The organism is Curvibacter sp. APW13 (genome assembly GCF_032337135.1).
Taxonomy (GTDB): Bacteria; Pseudomonadota; Gammaproteobacteria; order Burkholderiales; family Burkholderiaceae_C; genus Allorhodoferax.
The window spans coordinates 1,449,340-1,467,424 of record NZ_JAVXZZ010000001.1; the positions used below are offsets into that span (position 1 = coordinate 1,449,340).

Annotated in this window: 16 protein-coding genes; 4 read left to right on the top strand and 12 right to left on the bottom strand. The window is 56.1% G+C overall.

Going from position 1 to position 18,085, the window contains the following annotated elements:
- Nucleotide 1: 1 nt before the first annotated feature.
- The 4 genes from RQP54_RS06680 to RQP54_RS06695 all read left to right on the top strand — a co-directional run bounded on the left by RQP54_RS06680 (nt 2) and on the right by RQP54_RS06695 (nt 5,054).
- Entirely contained in the window at nt 2-1,969 is a 1,968-nt protein-coding gene (locus RQP54_RS06680) for an ATP-dependent nuclease (protein ID WP_315677392.1), read from the top strand.
- Nucleotides 1,970-2,053: 84 nt separating this feature from the next.
- Nucleotides 2,054-3,289 carry a hypothetical protein gene (locus RQP54_RS06685; protein WP_315677393.1) on the top strand — a complete coding sequence of 412 codons (1,236 nt, stop codon included), beginning with the start codon at nt 2,054-2,056 and terminating at the stop codon, nt 3,287-3,289.
- 8 nt (nt 3,290-3,297) lie between these two features.
- A complete protein-coding gene (locus RQP54_RS06690) occupies nt 3,298-3,948 on the top strand; it encodes a DUF6988 family protein (RefSeq protein ID WP_315677394.1) in 651 nt (216 codons plus the stop codon).
- Nucleotides 3,949-3,977: 29 nt separating this feature from the next.
- Nucleotides 3,978-5,054, top strand: a complete 1,077-nt coding sequence (locus RQP54_RS06695) for an abortive infection family protein (protein WP_315677395.1) — start codon at nt 3,978-3,980, stop codon at nt 5,052-5,054.
- A gap of 165 nt (nt 5,055-5,219) precedes the next feature.
- On the opposite strand, the gene RQP54_RS06700 is transcribed toward RQP54_RS06695, so the two are convergent.
- The 12 genes from RQP54_RS06700 to RQP54_RS06755 form a co-directional block, all read right to left on the bottom strand.
- Entirely contained in the window at nt 5,220-5,390 is a 171-nt protein-coding gene (locus RQP54_RS06700) for a hypothetical protein (RefSeq protein ID WP_315677396.1), read from the bottom strand.
- A 363-nt stretch (nt 5,391-5,753) separates the two neighbouring features.
- On the bottom strand, nt 5,754-6,434 hold the full coding sequence (locus RQP54_RS06705; protein ID WP_315677397.1) for a TetR/AcrR family transcriptional regulator: 681 nt from the start codon (nt 6,432-6,434) through the stop codon (nt 5,754-5,756).
- Nucleotides 6,435-6,533: 99 nt separating this feature from the next.
- Nucleotides 6,534-7,685 (bottom strand): acyl-CoA dehydrogenase family protein, encoded by a 1,152-nt coding sequence (locus RQP54_RS06710; RefSeq protein WP_315677398.1) that lies wholly within the window; start codon nt 7,683-7,685, stop codon nt 6,534-6,536.
- Nucleotides 7,686-7,728: 43 nt separating this feature from the next.
- Nucleotides 7,729-8,517, bottom strand: coding sequence for an ABC transporter ATP-binding protein (locus tag RQP54_RS06715; RefSeq protein ID WP_315677399.1), 789 nt, complete (start codon nt 8,515-8,517; stop codon nt 7,729-7,731).
- A 59-nt stretch (nt 8,518-8,576) separates the two neighbouring features.
- Nucleotides 8,577-9,830, bottom strand: coding sequence for an ABC transporter substrate-binding protein (locus tag RQP54_RS06720; RefSeq protein WP_315677400.1), 1,254 nt, complete (start codon nt 9,828-9,830; stop codon nt 8,577-8,579).
- Nucleotides 9,831-9,915: 85 nt separating this feature from the next.
- Nucleotides 9,916-10,974 (bottom strand): branched-chain amino acid ABC transporter permease, encoded by a 1,059-nt coding sequence (locus RQP54_RS06725; protein WP_315677401.1) that lies wholly within the window; start codon nt 10,972-10,974, stop codon nt 9,916-9,918.
- The gene (locus RQP54_RS06730) at nt 10,971-11,855 is read right to left on the bottom strand and encodes a branched-chain amino acid ABC transporter permease (RefSeq protein ID WP_315677402.1); all 885 of its coding nucleotides are present in this window, start codon (nt 11,853-11,855) and stop codon (nt 10,971-10,973) included. Before RQP54_RS06730 ends, RQP54_RS06725 begins: the two co-directional genes overlap by 4 nt.
- Nucleotides 11,852-13,819: an AMP-dependent synthetase/ligase gene (locus RQP54_RS06735; RefSeq protein WP_315677403.1), complete on the bottom strand. Its 1,968-nt coding sequence runs from the start codon at nt 13,817-13,819 to the stop codon at nt 11,852-11,854. The genes RQP54_RS06730 and RQP54_RS06735 overlap by 4 nt, the downstream gene beginning before the upstream one ends.
- Nucleotides 13,816-14,613: an ABC transporter ATP-binding protein gene (locus tag RQP54_RS06740; protein WP_315677404.1), complete on the bottom strand. Its 798-nt coding sequence runs from the start codon at nt 14,611-14,613 to the stop codon at nt 13,816-13,818. The genes RQP54_RS06735 and RQP54_RS06740 overlap by 4 nt, the downstream gene beginning before the upstream one ends.
- A 115-nt stretch (nt 14,614-14,728) precedes the next feature.
- A complete protein-coding gene (locus RQP54_RS06745; RefSeq protein ID WP_315677405.1) occupies nt 14,729-15,487 on the bottom strand; it encodes an SDR family NAD(P)-dependent oxidoreductase in 759 nt (252 codons plus the stop codon).
- A gap of 30 nt (nt 15,488-15,517) precedes the next feature.
- Entirely contained in the window at nt 15,518-16,756 is a 1,239-nt protein-coding gene (locus tag RQP54_RS06750; protein WP_315677407.1) for a thiolase family protein, read from the bottom strand.
- Between the two features lie 117 nt (nt 16,757-16,873).
- Nucleotides 16,874-17,938 carry a CaiB/BaiF CoA-transferase family protein gene (locus RQP54_RS06755; RefSeq protein WP_315677408.1) on the bottom strand — a complete coding sequence of 355 codons (1,065 nt, stop codon included), beginning with the start codon at nt 17,936-17,938 and terminating at the stop codon, nt 16,874-16,876.
- Nucleotides 17,939-18,085: the final 147 nt, after the last annotated feature.

Genomic DNA, 18,085 nt, shown 5'->3' on the forward strand with positions numbered 1-18,085 from the left:
AATGGCAGGAGCAAACCGTTCAAAACTTGTACGCATCACCGTGCGCAATATCGGATGCATCGGCAACGATGGTGTTGAGATCGAACTCGACAACGTGGTCTGCTTGGTCGGCAAGAACAATGCCGGAAAGTCCACTATTCTGCGAGCCTACGAGCTTGCGAAGGGTTCGGCCCAGTTCAGCGAATCGAAAGACCGCTGCCTATATGCATCCGTAGACCACCCCAGCGAAGTGCAGCTCGAGGTGCATATTCCAGAGGACATCGGGAACGTTGACGCAAAGTGGAAGACCGAGAAGGATGGCCTGCTGATCGTTAAAAGCCGATGGCAGTGGGTGGCGCCGAATTTCGAAAAGGTACGCACGACTTGGGATCCTACTGGTGGTCCCGATGGTCAGGGAGATTGGGCGGAGGATGGTAAAGCCGGCGGGGCGGACCCAGTGTTCAGCTCCAGGCTACCCCGTCCTCTTCGCATCGGCTCGTTGGATGATGCGGCGAAGACTGAGGAGATGCTGCTTATGCTCGCGCTTGGCCCGTTGATCGCGGGCCTTGAAAAAGAGCGAATCAATCCAGCCTCCGAGCTTTCCCAAGCGATCGACGGCGTAACCCAACGGCTGAATGCACTGAGTGGCGCGCATCAGGCGCATTTCAATGCCATCTCTAGTCGCGTGGGAGCTGGATTCAAAGGCGTGTTTCCGAGTCTCGACGTCAAGTTGACTGTTGGATCTGGTCCGCTGGTCCCGAAACTCGGCGATCTGATCAAATCCGGGTCGAGCCTCAAGGTACAGGACGGTGCCACGGAAACGGCGCTGGGCCAACAAGGCACCGGTGCCCGACGCGCGCTCTTCTGGTCGATGCTGCAAGTCCATAATGAACTATCACGAGATACCGAGATCAGACAGGAGTTCCGCAAACGGCTCGACAAGGACCTGACCGACACCGAGAAGAAAAGGACGAAGGAGGCAGTCAAGGCAAAGCCTAATTTTGAGGAAATCCAGGCACTCGATATATCTATTGGGACCCTGAAGGCACTGCTCCAGGCGCATGACGAAGGAGCACCTATCCCAGACAGTCCCGACGATCCAGCCTTCCCGGGGTACCTGCTACTCATCGACGAACCGGAGAACGCACTGCATCCCATGGCGGCGCGCGCGGCTCAGCGTCATCTTTACAAGCTGGCGGCGAGCCCCGACTGGCAGGTCATCATGACTACGCACTCTCCCCACTTCGTAAACCCGTTCGAGGATCACACCACGATCGTTCGACTTGAACGCTCGGGCGAGGATGCATCTGCGCCAATGGCACCAAAGACCTACCGCTCAGATCGAATCGAATTCGAAGGCGAGGACAAACAGCGGCTCCAAGCGTTGCAACATATAGACCCAAGCTTTTCCGAAGTGTTCTTCGGCTCCTACCCGATCCTCGTCGAAGGAGATACGGAACATGCCGCGTTCATGTCGTCAATCATCGAGCGGCAACACGGATTAATGGATCGCGTCACCGTAATCCGAGCGCGCGGTAAGGCGATCCTGGTGCCACTGGTCAATGTCATGACCCACTTCAAGATCGACTTCGGAATCGTCCACGACGCAGACTCACCTTTCAACAAAAAGGGTGACAAGAACGGTATGTGGACAGTGAACGGGAGGATTCGCGAGGCCGTGCTCAAGGCGCGGGCGGCCGGATTGACTGCTCGGCACAGGATCAGCATTCCAGACTTTGAGCGTTTTTTGGGTGGCGAGGAAGAGTCTACGGACAAACCGCTAAATACATATCTCGTAGTAGCGAAGGTCGATGCCTTGGCCACGCAGGTGCAGATGCTGATGACCGCACTGTTGGATTCGGCCCAGTACGAGCCATTTCCTGACGGCGCCCTTGCCGAAGGCGACTATCTGGCGTGGCTAGGTGGTGTCGTCCAAGCCTGGGCAAGAGAAAACGGTTTGGCCGATCAGGTTCGATTCAAGGGAGCGTAAACCCAGGAAGCTGGCTGTTCAGATCGACTTCTGGTGGGAGCCAGTAGCAGTCATCGGAGAATGCCATCTTTGGAGCGGTTCCCTATGACCTTAAGCGTTTACCTCGATAGCAGCGACTATTCTGTACTCTCTGATCCTGGCAGAGCAAGTCGAGAAGCACCTGGTGTTCTTGAGAAGCTTCAACGCCTTAGGGATGACGGACTGGTGGAGTTCTTCTTCTCTGCAGCACACCTGACGGAAATGGCTCCACTACAACCGAGCTATGCAGACGCAGCAATTAGACGCGGCAATGTATTGGTGGAACTGTGCGGAGGCAACTGCATGGTTCATCAGGAAACACTTTTTCGCGCAGAGGTAAGCACCGCGCTTGGTCTTACTGCCTCAGTGTCAAACCCGACAGATCGCAACGGCAGATGGTTTCAAGACAATATTGCGGAAATGTCTCCTGTCACTGCAGTAAGCCATCTTCGATCTCTTCAAGACTCCATCGCGGAACTACTCCCTGAAGCCTCACGAGCACAGAGAAGGCAAGTTCAGCGGAAGCTTTCGAAAGGTGGGAAGCTGCGTCCTGCAATCCACAACTCCATTGTTCGCGATGCCAAAGAGGTCGACCTTAACGAAATCCTTGCGCTTTATCCAATGACTCAGGATGCAGCGCGCGTGTTGGCGCGATACGTTGCCGGAGACGCCAGCGCTGAGCATGCAACTGCAGCGTTTGAATCTTGTCTTCGGGATCCTAGATGGATGATGCAGTGGTTTGAAAAGCATCATGGCAAACTGACACCCTTCGTTGCATGGGCTCGTGGCCCAGCTGCACAGGTAACGAGCAAAGTGATTGAGATGGCGCAACTCATCGAAAATGCGCGTGAAAATCCATATCTCAGTGAGGAGCTTCTCAACTCCATATACGGACCTGCAGCATGGGCGGAGCTGCAGGAAAAAATGCTTGTCAACATCGCCAATAAGTTTGGCGAGGGGATAAAAGCAAACACTAGGCTAGACATTGATTCGATTGATAATTCCTGTCCGGGACTTTCGGCGGCAATCCGCTCATTGCACTCTGCCTGGTACTCGATAACTTTTGAGAAGCAACGCAAGCCGAAAGAGAGCGATTTTGTAGATGCCCTGCATACGGCCTATGCTCCATATGTGGATGTGTTTAGAGCAGATGGGTTCATGGCAAATTACGTCACTAAACAGGTCGCTCAGTTCGGCACTACGGTCGTATCGAAGCTCTCATCTCTCCCGAATATCCTCCAAAATCGCTGTGCACCAGTGGCTAACAAGGCCCAAGTCGACTGTACCTCGGCGCCCCTATGATGGTCTTCATGGATGCCGCACTCGATCAACTATTGGTTCAAACTGAAGCTCTTCACAAAGCTGCTATAGGACACGCTAAAGTTCTACGGCCGCTTGGCGATTTGCGTACTATGGTCGCGTTTCAAGCTGGCTGCCTGGCACTAGAGCATTCTCGTTCTGTGCAGATTCTTATTGCGGATGGGCGCCTCCCTTCCGCCTTTGCGTTGTTTCGCCCTCAATTTGAAAGCCTTGTTCGAGGTATCTGGCTGCTACACGCAGCAAGCGACAACTGGATTCAAAAGTTCGGCCAGCCCTTGACAACCGACAGTGCCAAACGGGCCAACGAAGGGCCGGGTTTCGCAGAAATGCTCAAAGAGCTCAAAGCAAGTCCGTCATCACCCTCAAATATCGTCGAGCAACTGCACGAGTACAAAGAAGCGACATGGAAGCCACTAAACAGCTATACGCATGGTGGAATTCATCCGTTGACTCGAAATTGGACTGGCTACCCACCTCAACTGACCTACGCTGCTGTGCGCAACGCAAACGCAGTGCTGGCACTCACCTTGCAATTGCTGTCCATTCTTACCGGAGACCCGCGCAATATGGAGCCTGTCCATCGTATGCATGTGGAGTTTGCCGATTGCTTCAACGTGTTGCCCCCAAAAACGGAGCAATAGCGACGCCTTACCGAAAGCACAAGTCCCAAATGCCAAAACCTCCTCAATCTGGAATCACTACGCTCTCAGCATTAAATGCACAGCATCTTGATGCACTGCATAAATCCGGCGTTACAGAGCGAGCCATTGAGCTGCTAGCAATCATCTCAACTGACTGGGTTCAGGGAGTGGGAGTCGCGGCCGCCGAGTTCCGTCGCGATCATCGTCGAGATGCCGTCGTTCTAAGGTCGCTGGAAGAACGGCGGTTTATTGCCGGCAACGGGGCGTTACCGTATGTGCCGGAGTTCAGCGCCTTCTGTGCAACTTTGGTTGCTAGGAAACGCATCGCTGTGTCTTTGTTCGGGGAAATGAAGCTAGTTATCAAAAGAGCTCTCGAATTGCTGCACAAAGAACCATTGCGCACTCAGGTACGTTTAGACGAATTCACGGCTCAATATCCACTTTCCCCACTAACCTTTCCCGCAGTGAAGCTGCTAGGAACCGCATCGCTTGGAATTTATCTGAGCTCTGACAACGGTGTGAGTTTGATTCAGTTTTCCGAAGAGACGCTGAAAGGAAAGAAGCTTCTTGACTACATCAGCGGCTACCTGAGCATGATCACCCTGTCCGCCAACGGCGAGCGCACTTCGTCGCAGCCGACGGGACGTGAGCTCAATACCTTTTCAATCGACAAACTGCAGCTTGTTGCGGACGCTCACGAAAAGGCAGACCGGGCGCTGTCACAGTGGAATAGAGCTCCCGACACTGCTATCTCTTCGGCCAAATCAGCGTTGGAGGCCACTCTCAAATTTATTGCGCACGCGGAAGGCTTACCTATGTCCGGCGCCATCACGTTGCCACAACTCTTGACGCTTTGTAGACCGGTGTGCGGATTGGGCTCCGACCCATCCCACAAGATCGGTAGATCCGTTGCCAGTCTGTGTACCGAGATTGCCGAAGCACGCAATGTCCTGGGGGACTCACACGGGAAGTCTCCCGTCGCACCTGTTCCAACAAGATCCGAAGCAAGGTTCATTGTTGGCGTGGCCTTGCATTTGTCAGATTGCTTGCTGGATCGCTATGACGCGCATCGCATGACGTCGGAAATACCGCGAAAGCTGAAATAGGAAGCTGCGAGTTCTAGCGCCTGTTTGACTTGCCAACCATACACGCAGGGGGGCACCAATGACTGCTCTCAGGCGCTGAGTCTGGTTGTCCGGATATCAGCTTTGGGTCGACTGTTGCGGGCCAAGTGTTGACGCTCACATGTGACTGCTTTCGAGCTGCGAATATCACTCCATCAAAGTTACTGCCTGGCTCATGAAAATTTCAGTTATAGGCTGAGCCATCGGTACTTGCGGCGCGACACCACCGTTCTTGACCGAAACCAGTCGCCCTTCTTTGAGCATGTTCTCGATTACGTAAAGCTCGTGCTTCAAACGGCGCTCGATCAGCACGGTCACTGTCCAATTTTGTCGACTTGCCCCTCATGGAAATCCCAAACCTGGAGGTTAACCATGGCGGCACAGGAAAGGAACTTGATACCCACATTCGTAAATAGAGTCATCTGCATACCCACCATGCCGTGCGCCCTCTACAGCACATGCTAATTAGCGCATCATGACTCGTCCCGGAAGGCCAACCAATTTGCAGGAAGCACTTTCATCACACGAAGCGTGTGTGTTGGCGCCGATTGAATCTCGACAACGTCATTTTCCGGTGGGCGGCAACAGCCTATGCAGGCTATAGAGAAGTGGTTCGAGCGTTATCCGCACTTACTCCAGAGGCGACCATATTGTCCCCTCGAATGCGACAAATATGCAGATTCATGCTTGGTTGGAACGAATACCATGCGCAAGAAATCCGATGAATATGTCGGCCACTTCATCACCTCGAAGATCGCCATCGATATGCAACCATTGGGACAGGGAATTGATGGCACCCATAAACCAGAAAACCGCCAACTTCACGTTGCACGGTGCAATCGATCCGTCCTGAACACCGCCCTCAAGCACTTTCCGCAACTCCAGATCGAACTTGCGTCGGCGCAGCGTGATTTTCTTTTGGTCCGCGGCAGACATCATCGAGACATCATGAAGAATCGCCGGGGCCCCCATTTCATTTGTTAACAATGAAATGTAATTCTTCATAAAGGCACTGATGCGCCCATACCCCGTGCTTTCGGAAGCGATCGCGTCATGCAAAACGCGATCCCCCAATTGCATGGCCAACTCGTGGCATTCGTAGACCAGCTCTTGCTTGTTCTTGAAATAGTAGTACAGGGCGGGCTTGGTGACATTGAGCGTTTTGGCGATTTCGTCGAGCGACACATTTTTGTAACCATGGCGGCCAAACGCGCGCGAAGCTTCTGCAATGACGGCTTGCTTCTTGAGCTGGTACTGCTCATCCGCTCCGCCCACGGCATTGTTCCATTTCGCGGCCTTGTTCGCGCGCTTGGCAAGCACGCGTGGCCGTGACTTGGGTTTTGCATCAATTTGCGTGCTCATTAATATTCTATTCCTTGCGGGTATCCGCATCCCCATCAGGGTCATAATGATATATGACTGAGGGAGCGCTGACAGGGTGTCTACCCCTGCCCCGGTCCATCAACCCGCCAGAATATTGCGAGCGATGATCAACTTCTGGATGTGGCTCGTGCCTTCGTAGATCTTGGTCACGCGCACGTCCCGGTAGTAGCGCTCGACAGGGAAGTCGTTGACATACCCATACCCGCCATGCACCTGCAGTGCTGCAGAGCACACCTTCTCGGCCATTTCGCTGGCATAGAGTTTGGCCACGGCAGCCTCCTTGCCGGTTGGCAGACCCGCGTCCGTCAGGCGCGCGGCATACAGCATGTATTGGTGCGCCACCTCAACTTGCATCGTCATCTCCGCCAAATCGAAACTGACAGCCTGCAACTCGGTCAGGGGCTTGCCATACGCCTCTCGGTCCTTGGCGTACCGAATGGCAGCTTCTAGGGCCGCGCGGGCGATGCCGATCGCCAAAGCCGCAATGGCAATGCGGCCATCGGACAGCAGCGACAGCGCCTTGCCGTAACCACGTCCCTCTTCGCCGACCAAGTTCGCGACAGGCACGCGCATGTTGTCCAGCTGGATCTGGGCTGTATGGGCGGTGTGCTGGCCCAGCTTTCGCTCAATACGCAAGCACTGGTAACCCGGGTCCTTTGGATCGACAATCATCAGGCTGAAGCGATTGCGCGTACCGGGCTCACCAGTAGCGGCCACCAAGAGCGCAAAGCCCGCCTCGCTGCCATTGGATATCCACTGCTTGCTGCCATTGACCACATAGAAGTCCCCATCCCGCTTGGCAGTGGTCCGCAGTGCTGCGGTATCCGAACCTGCGTGCGGCTCGGACAACAAGAAGGCAGCAATGCTTTCGCCACTGGCCAGACCGGGTAGGTAGCGCGCCATCTGCGCTTCGCTTCCGAAGGTGCGCAGCACGTGCGCCGCTGAATTGTGGACATGCATCATGGTGGCAAAACCACCGTCGGCCGCCGCGAATTCTTCAATCGCCAGGCAATACTCCACGAACGAAAGCCCCGAGCCGCCATGAGCCTCTGGCGCGAGCATGCCCATAAAACCGACCTCGGCCACCGCCTTGATTTCGTCGTGCGGCCAGGCACCCGAACGATCACGCTCAGCAGCTGTGCTAGCCACCACCTCCGTTGCAACGCGCCGGGCAGATTCCCGAATAATGACCTCTTGTTCGCTCAGCAAAGCGTTAGAAACGATGCTCATAAATACTTCCTTAAAAATTGGGATAACGAGTGACTGAATGCGCTCAGCCCAACCAGCGCTTGCGGCGGCGGTAATGTTTCATGTCGCGAAAGCTCTTCCGAGCCCCATCGACTGTCAGGCCGAGGTAGAACTCACGCACATCCTCATTTGTCTTGAGACTGCTGGAGGGCCCCTCCAGCACGATTCTTCCGCTCTCCATCACATACCCATAGTCGGCCAAATCAAGCGCGACGCGGGTGTTTTGCTCCACAATCAGCAAGGTCAATCCGCTGGCCTTGAGGTCACTCAACAAGCCATAGACCTCATCGACCATCAGCGGTGCCAGGCCGAGTGATGGCTCATCGATCATCATCAACCTAGGCCTGGCCATCAGGGCCCGGCCGATCACCAGCAATTGCTGCTCGCCGCCCGACAGGTAGCCTGCAGTGCGATGGCGCAAAGCCGCCAGACGCTGGATGCGGCCATACACCTCATCCAGCCTTTCCTTGCCGGCGCTGGCGTTACCCATGTGGCCCCCAACGACCAGGTTTTGCTCTACCGTCATGTGGCGCAGCACCTTACGTCCTTCCATGACGTGCACCAGTCCTTGGCGAACGACATCGACAGGGTTGGCGCCGGTGATGTCCGCGCCGTCAAACGCAATACTTCCCGCAGTGACACGACCATCTTCGGTCCTCACTAGGTTAGAGATGGCCTTGAGCGTGGTGCTTTTGCCGGCACCATTGGCGCCCAGCAGGGTTACGCACTGTCCCGTCGGCACTTTGGCGGTAATGCCTTTGACAGCGAGAATGACGTCACTGTAGAGGACTTCAACATTGTTCAGTTCAAGCACAGGTGGCTCCAGATGATGGGGTCTGGGTTCGGGCGATCCAAACCCAGACCGGTTTTAAATTACCACTTGTTCAATACAGGAACCGGAACGTTTTGCTCGACAAGTTTGTACTTGCCCTTTTCTATGGTGCTGATATTGACTGCAAGGCCCTCTGTCGGGAACGGTGCTTCATTGCTGAATTTGATGTTAGGCAAGACTCCGAAGCTGCGCTCGGTCGTCATCGGCGTGGACAACAATGCAGCGCGGACCGCTTCGCCAGTCACGCCGCCAGCGCCCTTGACCTTAACGACCTGTTCTACGGCACGTGCTGCGATGATCGCCTGGCTCATGCCCATAATGCAGTTGGACGTGTACTCGGCTTGTACCTTGTATTGGGTGCGCAGTTTGTCGAAGAATGTTCGCGATGGCGTTGCATCCTCAGAGGGCATGGCCATGCCGTAGACCTCGTAGTTACCCTCCATCTGACTCAGGTCACCCAGCGCCTTGCCGGACGACTGCAAGCCGTTGTGGGCGCTCACCACGATAGGGATGTTGGACTTACCCAGACTCTGCAGGGCACGGCGTGTTGCCACGACCGATGCCGTGTTAGTGTAAACCTGCAACACCGTGGCGCCCTTGCGGACCAAGCGGTTGACCTGCTGGGTCAAGTCGGTCGGTTGAGCTTCGGTATAGATCGTTTCGACCACTTCGAGGATCTTGGGATTGTCCTTGGCAAACTTCTCGACGCCCTTGTGGATGTCCACGTAGGCGGGCGATACTTCCGATGAAATCACTCCCACTTTGAGGGGAGCCGATGAGCCGGATTTCTTCTGCATCCACGTATAGAACGCAGCCGCTTCGTGTGGATAGGTCGCACGGCCATTGAACGCCCAGTTGTCACTCTTCCACGCGAAGCCATAGCCCGCCGTGCCCAGTATCAGAGACACCTTGTCATTGGGCAGACGCTGCTGCAGCGCGTTAGTGTCAGCACCGCCCACTCCAAGTATGACCACCGGATTGAGTTCCGACTTGATGCCAGGCCACAGGCTGGCCACCTGTGCCACGTCGTAGCGGGTATCAAATTCTTTGATCCGCAGTGCCACACCAAGGGACTTACCTACCTCTTCGCTCCACCAGTCCAGCACCCCGCGACGGCAGCCGGTCACGTCCTTCATGATGTTTGCATATGGGCCTGTAAAGTCTGCCAGGCCTGCCACGTTGTACGTAGTGACCTGCGCGTGTGCCGTACTACTAAGGCACAGCGCTGCAACCCCCAAGGAACCCCATCGCATCAGCTTTGGCAGGACCGTAAAATTTTGTTTCGTTGTTTTCATATAAGTCTCCGTTGTAATAGCGCTTTGCGGTGAAACAGCCATCCTCTAGCGCACAGAATGGCTGCAGAGAAATAGGGATTGAGGATCAGTAGGGGTAGGGCCACGTGCGGTAGGAACGCTTGATGATGTTCCAACGATGCATCAGACCGCGTGGTTCAAAAATCAGGAAGCCCGCAATAACTCCACCCAGGAAAATGTTCATAACAGCGAAGACGACGTCGCCGCTCAAGAACGAAAAGTTCTCAACCAGTGACGGGCCCACAATAGTGATCGACTCCTGGACCGTGCGAATGACCACCACACCAATCAAGGCACCCGTCACCGATCCCATACCACCCACAATGATCATGGCAATGAACCAGATGGAATGGATGAGGGTGAACTGGTCAATCGCCACGAATCGGACATAGAAAGCCCAGAGACCACCACCGATACCTGCATAGAAGGCCCCCAACAAAAAGGCCAGCACCTTGGTGCGCACAACGTTGATGCCCATCATTCCCGAGGCGACATCGTCATCGCGCACGGCAGCAAAAATCCGACCATGGCGGCTTCGCGCCACGCCGTAGGCCCCCGCAACCATGACACAGGCCACCACTAGGCACAGGTAGTAAATGCGCGTGTCTGTATTGAAGGCAAAGCCAAAGAACTCTGCCGCCTCCAAGGTGATGCCATTGGAGCCACCAAGCCAATTGGCAGGCAGGTTCAGTACAAAGAAGTGGAACAGGATCTGCGCCGCAATTGTTGTCAGGGCGAGATAGAAGCCCTTGATCCGCATAGCGGCCATGCCGAAGACCAGTCCAAACAAGGCTGCGCACAAGCCGCCAAGGGGCAGGGCCAGCCAGAAAGGTAGGTTGACCTTGGTGGCCAGTAACGCCGTGGCATACGCCCCAACCCCCATGAATGCAGCCTGCCCCAGATTAATCTGACCGGCCAACCCGGTATTGATCTGCAAGCCCATGACAACCACCGCCGTGATAAGCATGGAGGTCATGATCGCCACCCAGCGAATTTCGCTGTAAACGGGCAGTGCAAACAGCGCGATGAGGAACAAGCCCAGCGCCACCGCTTGGCTGCGCGTGCGAATCAGTGCTTGATCTTTGGCGAACGATGTCGCGAATACTCCTGCGGGATCCATACTCATACCCTCTCAATGGTTTTCCAGCCGAACATGCCGGTAGGACGTATCAACAACACCACCAACATGATGATGAATGGGAAGACCGAACCAAGTGCCCCGCCCACTAGCGGGTCGAGATACGCCGAGGCCAATGCCTGAATCACCCCCACCAGCAACCCGGCCAACAGCAGCCCCGCCAGGGACTCCAGACCGGCCAGCAAGGCCACGGGCAATGCGGTCATACCGATATCGGAGCTCATCATGCTGATCGAACGACCACTCAAATGGACCATGGCCCCCAGAGTGGAAAGCACTGCCCCAAGAACCCAGGCAAAGGCAATGGAGCGCTGCACCGAAATGCCCATCGACATGGCCACTTGGTGGTCTTCGGCCACGGCCGTCATGGTCAAGCCGGCACGGGTCCGGTTGAAGAACCAGGAGAGACCGATCCCGATGACGATGGTTATGATTCCGCCGTAGAGCATCGACCGGGAAACGATGATGTCTCCGAGGATGATCGGCTCCAGCGGAAAGATGATCGGGAAGACGCGCACCTGTGGCCCGAAGAGCACCAGCACGATGCCACGGATCAAGATCAGCAGACCAATCGTCACCATGACCATCGAGAAGACGGACTCGCCGACCAGCCGGGCAAAGAATATCCGCTCGATCATTAAGCCGAACAGCGCCGAACTTGCAAACGCGATGGGCAAGCCGACCCACATCGGTAGCCCCATCTGAATGATGGTCCACCACACCATGTAGCCGCCAAAGACCACCAGTTCGCCTTGCGCAAAGTTGAAAACCTTGGAGGCGCGGTAGATCACCACAAACCCCATGGCGATCAACGCATACAAAAGCCCTGACAGGGCACCGTTTATCAGGTAGTTGAGAAAGTCGATCATTTGTGTCCTTTGCTTCGGGCTGCGCCCAAGTGGTCCGACCCGGAAGAGTCGGTGTCGTGAATGGACACTAGCGCTTCAAAATTGCCGCGACGGCCGTCCTGGTAGGTCACCGGAATGTCGATACGCACCTCGCTTGATCCGTCGTACAAGCCGCTGATCAGTTTGCTGTAGCGCACTTCCAAGAAATCGCGCCGCAGTTTTCTGGAGCGAGTCAGCTCCCCTTCGTCTGGATCCAACTCCTTCGGGAAGTTGGCGAATCGCTTAACCCGCGCATGCTCCGGCAAAAACAGGTTCACACGGGCAATTTCCTGGCCCAGCAAAGCGGCGATCTCTGGCCGCTGCGACAGATCGGTGAAGGTAGAGAAGCCGATCCGCTTTTCTTCCGCCCAACGCGATAAAACGGACATGTCGATGTTGATGAGCGCTGCCACGAATTCCCGCGTTTCGTCGCCCACCGTCATGATGTCCTTGATGAAAGGACTAAACCGCAGACGCGTCTCGACGAATTGCGGCGGGAATGTTTCACCACCGCGCAAACGTTTGAGGTCTGACAGCCGCTCCAGAAAAACGAGTTCTCCGCGCTCGGTTTTTGTTACCGCATCGCCGGTGTAGAACCAACCTTCTTTTACCTTGGATTCCACTGAATTTTCCCTGCGGTAGTACCCCAGGAACGGACTTCCACCGCGAATTTGAAGCTCGCCGTCCGCACTCACGCGCCACTCCAGAGGCGGCCCAGCCTCGGGGTGCGACTTCATCCAATTCCCGACCGTCTCCAGGTCAAACCGGTCACCCTGGTGACATGTCAGCAAGCCGACTTCGGTGGAACCATAAATGTTGCGCAGAGGAATTCCCATGGCATGAAACATGCGGAAAATGTCCGGCGCCATAGTGGCGCCACCGCAACTGGCGCAGCGCAGTCGGGTCAAGCCGAGTTGATCACGCAGTGGGCGCAATACAAGCGCGTTGGCAACAGGGAACAGTATCCGATCCCACAGGCCGATGGGCTTGCCATCGAGGCGTCCCACGTTTACGGTATGACCAACCTTCATGCCCCATTCGTAAACACCACGCCGGATGGGGCCTGCGTCGAGCATATGCGCCTGCACCGAGGACGCCATACTCTCCCATTGCCGCGGGGCAAACGTCATACCCTCGACCGCCAACTCCCGAATGTTAGCCAACACCTGCTCCGGGCCTTCAGGAAAATTTACCACCATGGGCAATCCCAGCCCCAGTGCGATTCCGTAAATCTGCTCGGTGGCCCACGATGGCGCGATATAGCTCAGATATTCCATATCCGGCCTCACATCCATGGAATTGATCAGACGTTGGGCGTTGTCGATAAGAAAACGGTGTGTGAGGATGACTCCCTTGGGCTGTCCCGTCGTACCGGAGGTATAAGAGAGCACCGCGATGTCGTCGGCCGAGCCCGCGTCCACGAGCGCGTCATACGCTTTGGAATCCCGTTGGTGCACAGTACGTCCCTGCTGTTGCAGGGCATCGAAGGTATGCAAAATGGGGTCGTTGTACGACCACATCCCCGTGGTATCCCAGTACACAATGTGGCGCAGCGTGGGCAGCTTGGCCCGCACATCAATCCCCTTGTCAACCTGCTCCTGATCCTGCGCAAAAAGAACGACGGCTTCGCTGTCATCCATCAAGTAGGCCACTTCGCCCGCAGTGAGGTCCGGGTACATGGAGACCACCTTGCAGCCCAGGGCGTGTGCGGCATACTCGGCCCAGTAGTGTTGCGGCTCATTCTCGCCAATGATGGCGATGGTTTCGCCGGCTTTGATGCCCGCCTGTTGCAGTCCCAGCGCCAGCTCTTGCACATTGCGCTGCACGTCAGCAAAGCTGTATTCTCGCCAAATACCGCGCTGCTTGTGGCGCTGCGATAGACGGTTGGGGGTTGTCTGCGCATGCTTGCGCAGCAACTGAGGAAGGGTTGCCATCTCGAGTTTCATTGGGAATCCTCACCAAGGTAGGCTTTGAGAACCGCAGGATTGGCCTGGATTTCCTTGGGGGTTCCATCAGCGATCTTGCGGCCAAAGTCCAGCACCGCTATGCGATCGGCTAAATCCATCACCACCCCCATGTCATGCTCCACTAAAACGATGGGAATGCGTTTTGCTTCGCGCACGTCCAGAATGAAGCGCGCCAAGTCTTCCTTTTCTTCTGTGTTCATGCCCGCCATGGGCTCATCCATCAACAAGATCTTTGGGTCTTGTGCCAGTGCACGGCCGAGGTCTACGCGCTTGCGAAGCCCATATCCCAGACTACCCACCGGCACATGCCGGATAGATTCAATTTCGAGAAATTCGATGATTTCTTCCACGGCTTCTCTGTGCAGGACTTCTTCGCGTCGTGCGGGGCCGAAATGAAAGAACGACTGCACGAGATTAGTTTTCATGTGCATGTGCCGTCCCACCATGAGGTTCTCAATGACGCTCATGCCCGAGAAAATATGCGTGCCCTGAAACGTGCGCGCCAAGCCCTGGGCTGCTACGTCGTGAACTGCAATGTTGCGCACATTGCGCCCAGCCAGTGAGATGTCTCCCTTTTTGGGGCGATAGAAACCACTCAGACAATTCATCAAAGAGGACTTGCCCGCGCCATTTGGACCGATGATGGCCAGCAACTCGTCCTTGCGCACATCAATCGAAACATCGTTCAACGCCACAATCCCACCGAACTGCAACAGTAAATTCCGAGCTGTCAGCACCACGTCGTCGCGCTGATCCGGGAGGGGCGTACTCATAGCCACCTCCGCTCTGCATTTTTAACTTCGTCCATCGAATTTCCTTCTAGAGACCTTGGCAGATTTCAAACATGCTGTCACGGGCGTTCCCGCAGCGTTTAACCGTCAAACCGTACTAACGCGCACCCGCGTCTAGGCTGATCGTGGTGGCATTCAAATAGGCGTTTTCCACGATGTGCCGAACCAGCCCAGCAAACTCTGGCGCCTGCCCCATGCGATGGGGAAAGAGGATGACGTTGTCGACAATGTTTTGCGACACCTTGGTTGGCATGCCCGAGGACATGGCGGTTTCAAAAAGACCTGGAGCAACGGCCACGATGCGGATGCCATATTGCGCAAGATCCCGCGCCACCGGAAGTGTCATGCCGATGACCGCCGCCTTGCTGGCACTGTAGGCGGCCTGGCCCATCTGGCCTTGCCATGCCGCACCGGAGGATGCATTCACAATAACGCCCCGTTCACCGTCTGCATTGGGCGCATTGCGGGACATCGCCTGTGACGCATAACGCACCACATGGAAGGTTCCTGTCAAATTGATGGCGATCACCCTGCTCCAAAGGTCCATCGGAAACAACTCTCCCTTGGACAGGGTCTTGCACGGACCCAGAATCCCCGCGCAGTTCACCGCCACGTGCAGCGCACCAAACTCAGAGACTGCTGCATCCACCGCCGCCTTCACACTCGCCTCATCCGAAACGTCAACCTTCTGGATACGCACACGGTCCCCAAGGGGCAACACCTCACTCGCCAGACGCGCTTCATCCAGGTCAACCGCCATGACCCGCGCGCCGGCGTCAACCAAGACCTTGCAAGTGGCAAGCCCCAGGCCCGACGCAGCCCCTGTTACGAAGGCAACAGTGTTCTTTATTTCCATGATGACTCTCTTATTTAATAGTTAGTGCGCTCAACGCGCCAGGATGGTGATACAGGCCACCGCTTCTTCAACTCCTTCAAGTCCTCCGCCGTTTTCTGCAAGCGCAATCCGCGCGTCAGCCACCTGCCGCAACCCTGCCTCTCCGCGAAGCTGGGTTACCAACTCATGTACCTGGGCAATACCCGTGGCCCCCACCGGGTGCCCCTTGGATTCCAAGCCACCCGAAGGGTTCACAGGAATGCGCCCGCCAATCCGGGTGTCACCCCGCTCGGCGATCACACCGCCCATGCCAAATTCACAGAAACCCAGGTTTTCTGTCTGGATGATTTCACCCATGGCTGTGGCGTCATGCACTTCGGCCACGGAAATGTCGGCAGGACCCACACCCGCCAGCTCATATGCTTTGCGTGAGGCCAAAGCGGTGCAATGGTTGACGTAGTCTTCCTCGGTGCGGTCGGAACCGCTTTGGACTACCGACGCCAGAACCTTGATGGCACGCTTTTCATCTATGTTCAGGCGTTTGAGCGCCGAGCGCGTGCACAAAATTGCAGCGGCAGCGCCATCCGACACGGGAGAGCACATGGGCAAAGTCAAGGGGTAAGTAATCGGGGGGGCAGCCAGCACTTCCTCAATGCTGTAGGCCATCTGGTACTGCGACAGCGGGTTGTGCACGGAGTGCGCATGGTTCTTCGCCGACACCGCGGCCAATTGGCGCTGCGTAGTCCCAAAGGTGCGCATGTGCGATCGTGCAAACGCGGCATACACGTCCATGAAAACGCTATACGGCCTGGGCGAGGTGCTCCCCTCGGGCACCGGCACGTCACGCCCCATCTTCATCAGCTCTGCGCGGATCGCTTCTGCGCGTGCGAGATCCCAGGCACTGTCAAACACCGAGAACATTTTCAACTTATCCGTGGCGAACATTTTTTCCGCCCCGATGGCCAAAGCCACATCACCCGCGCCCGACTTGATGTGGTTGCAGGCGAGAACAAAGGCCGACGAGCCGCTGGCGCATGCATTTTCAATGTTCACCACCGGAATGCGCCCAATGCCCATTGCGCGCAATGCTATTTGCCCGCGAATCATGTGCTGACCTTCCATGTGTCCCTGGGACGTGTTACCAAAAAAGGCAGCCCCTAGGTCTTCTTTTTGAAGCCCAGCATCCGCCAAGGCAGCGCTAACCGCTTCTTTTGTCAGAGCTTTGATGTCCTTGTCTAGATGCCGCCCAAACGGCGTCATTCCTACACCAACCACAAAAATTTCTTCCATTACATCGTCTCCATTTCCGGACCCATGCGGTGCATGACATCCAATGTATTTACCTAATAGACAGTTGTTTTACTGTAGAGTAAAACCTTGTTTAATGAATCTAGGGAAATCCCTTACTTAGTTCATTTCGGTATCGAGCAACGGCAAAAAGCGCATGCCCCTCGCAGTCTCGATATCGCCCTTCGCAGTTACGCTGTACAAACCACGGGCCACGTTGTGTGGATGAGCGGCGGCCTCGGCCATGGTGAGCACCGGCGCAAAGCAGCTATCGGTTCCCGCCATCAGCGCGTTCCAGTGCCCACTGGGATGTGAGGCAAAGCGCTGCGCAATCCGCGCCTTGAGCGCCGGCCACAACGACTTGTCCATTTGTTGTGCCGGATTCACATCCGTCAACTCCAGTTGCGCCAGCAGTAAGGCATAGAACTGGGGTTCGATCGCACCGATGGTGATGTAGCGGCCATCGCTGCACAGATAGCGGTCATAGAAGGGCGAATCGTGAAAGACGCTTGGCGCGCTACCTTCTAGGCCGCCGCGTTGGCGTATCAGTTGCGCGATCGGCGACAGCATGGCCAGCACATCCACGATGGCGCCGTCGACCACACAGCCATGCCCCGTGCTGCGAACGCCAAGCAAGGCGGACACCATGCCGAACGCAAAGCCGAGCGCGCCCGCCGCATCCCCGACCACCGTGGGCGGAACCATGGGCGGGTGCCCCGGCCGTTCGGTCAGCGACATCACCCCCGTGAGAGCGACATAGTTCATGTCGTGCCCAGCGGTATGAGCCAGCGGGCCATCCTGGCCCCATCCCGTCATGCGCCCGTACACGAGCCGCGGGTTGCGTTTACCACAGGCGTCGGGGCCCAGGCCTAGTCGTTCCATCACGCCGGGGCGGTTGCCTTCGATCAGTCCATCGCTCTGTGCGACAAGGTCCATGGCCTGCGCCCGGTCCTCTTCGCGCTTGAGATTCAAAGTGACACGGCTCTTGCCGCGTGACAGGAGGGGGTCGTCCTTCGCCGTGAGTTCGTCCGGAAGTGCGCCCGCGCCGGGTCGCCCGACCACGGTCACATCCGCCCCCATCTGCGCCAGCATGAAGCCTGCCAATGGCCCTGGACCAATGCCCTCGAACTCTACGATCTTGATACCCGAGAGCGGATGCATGGACGATTTGGTTTGACTTTGCATGTAAATTATTCCTACAATTCAATCAATTTACTTTACGGTAAATAGATTAACCGCGCGGTAATGGAAAACCCTATCCCTCTCAGAGTCCTGAGGAAAGCACAATCAAATCTCCTTAATAAACACCTCATCAAGGGTCAAGAAATGACG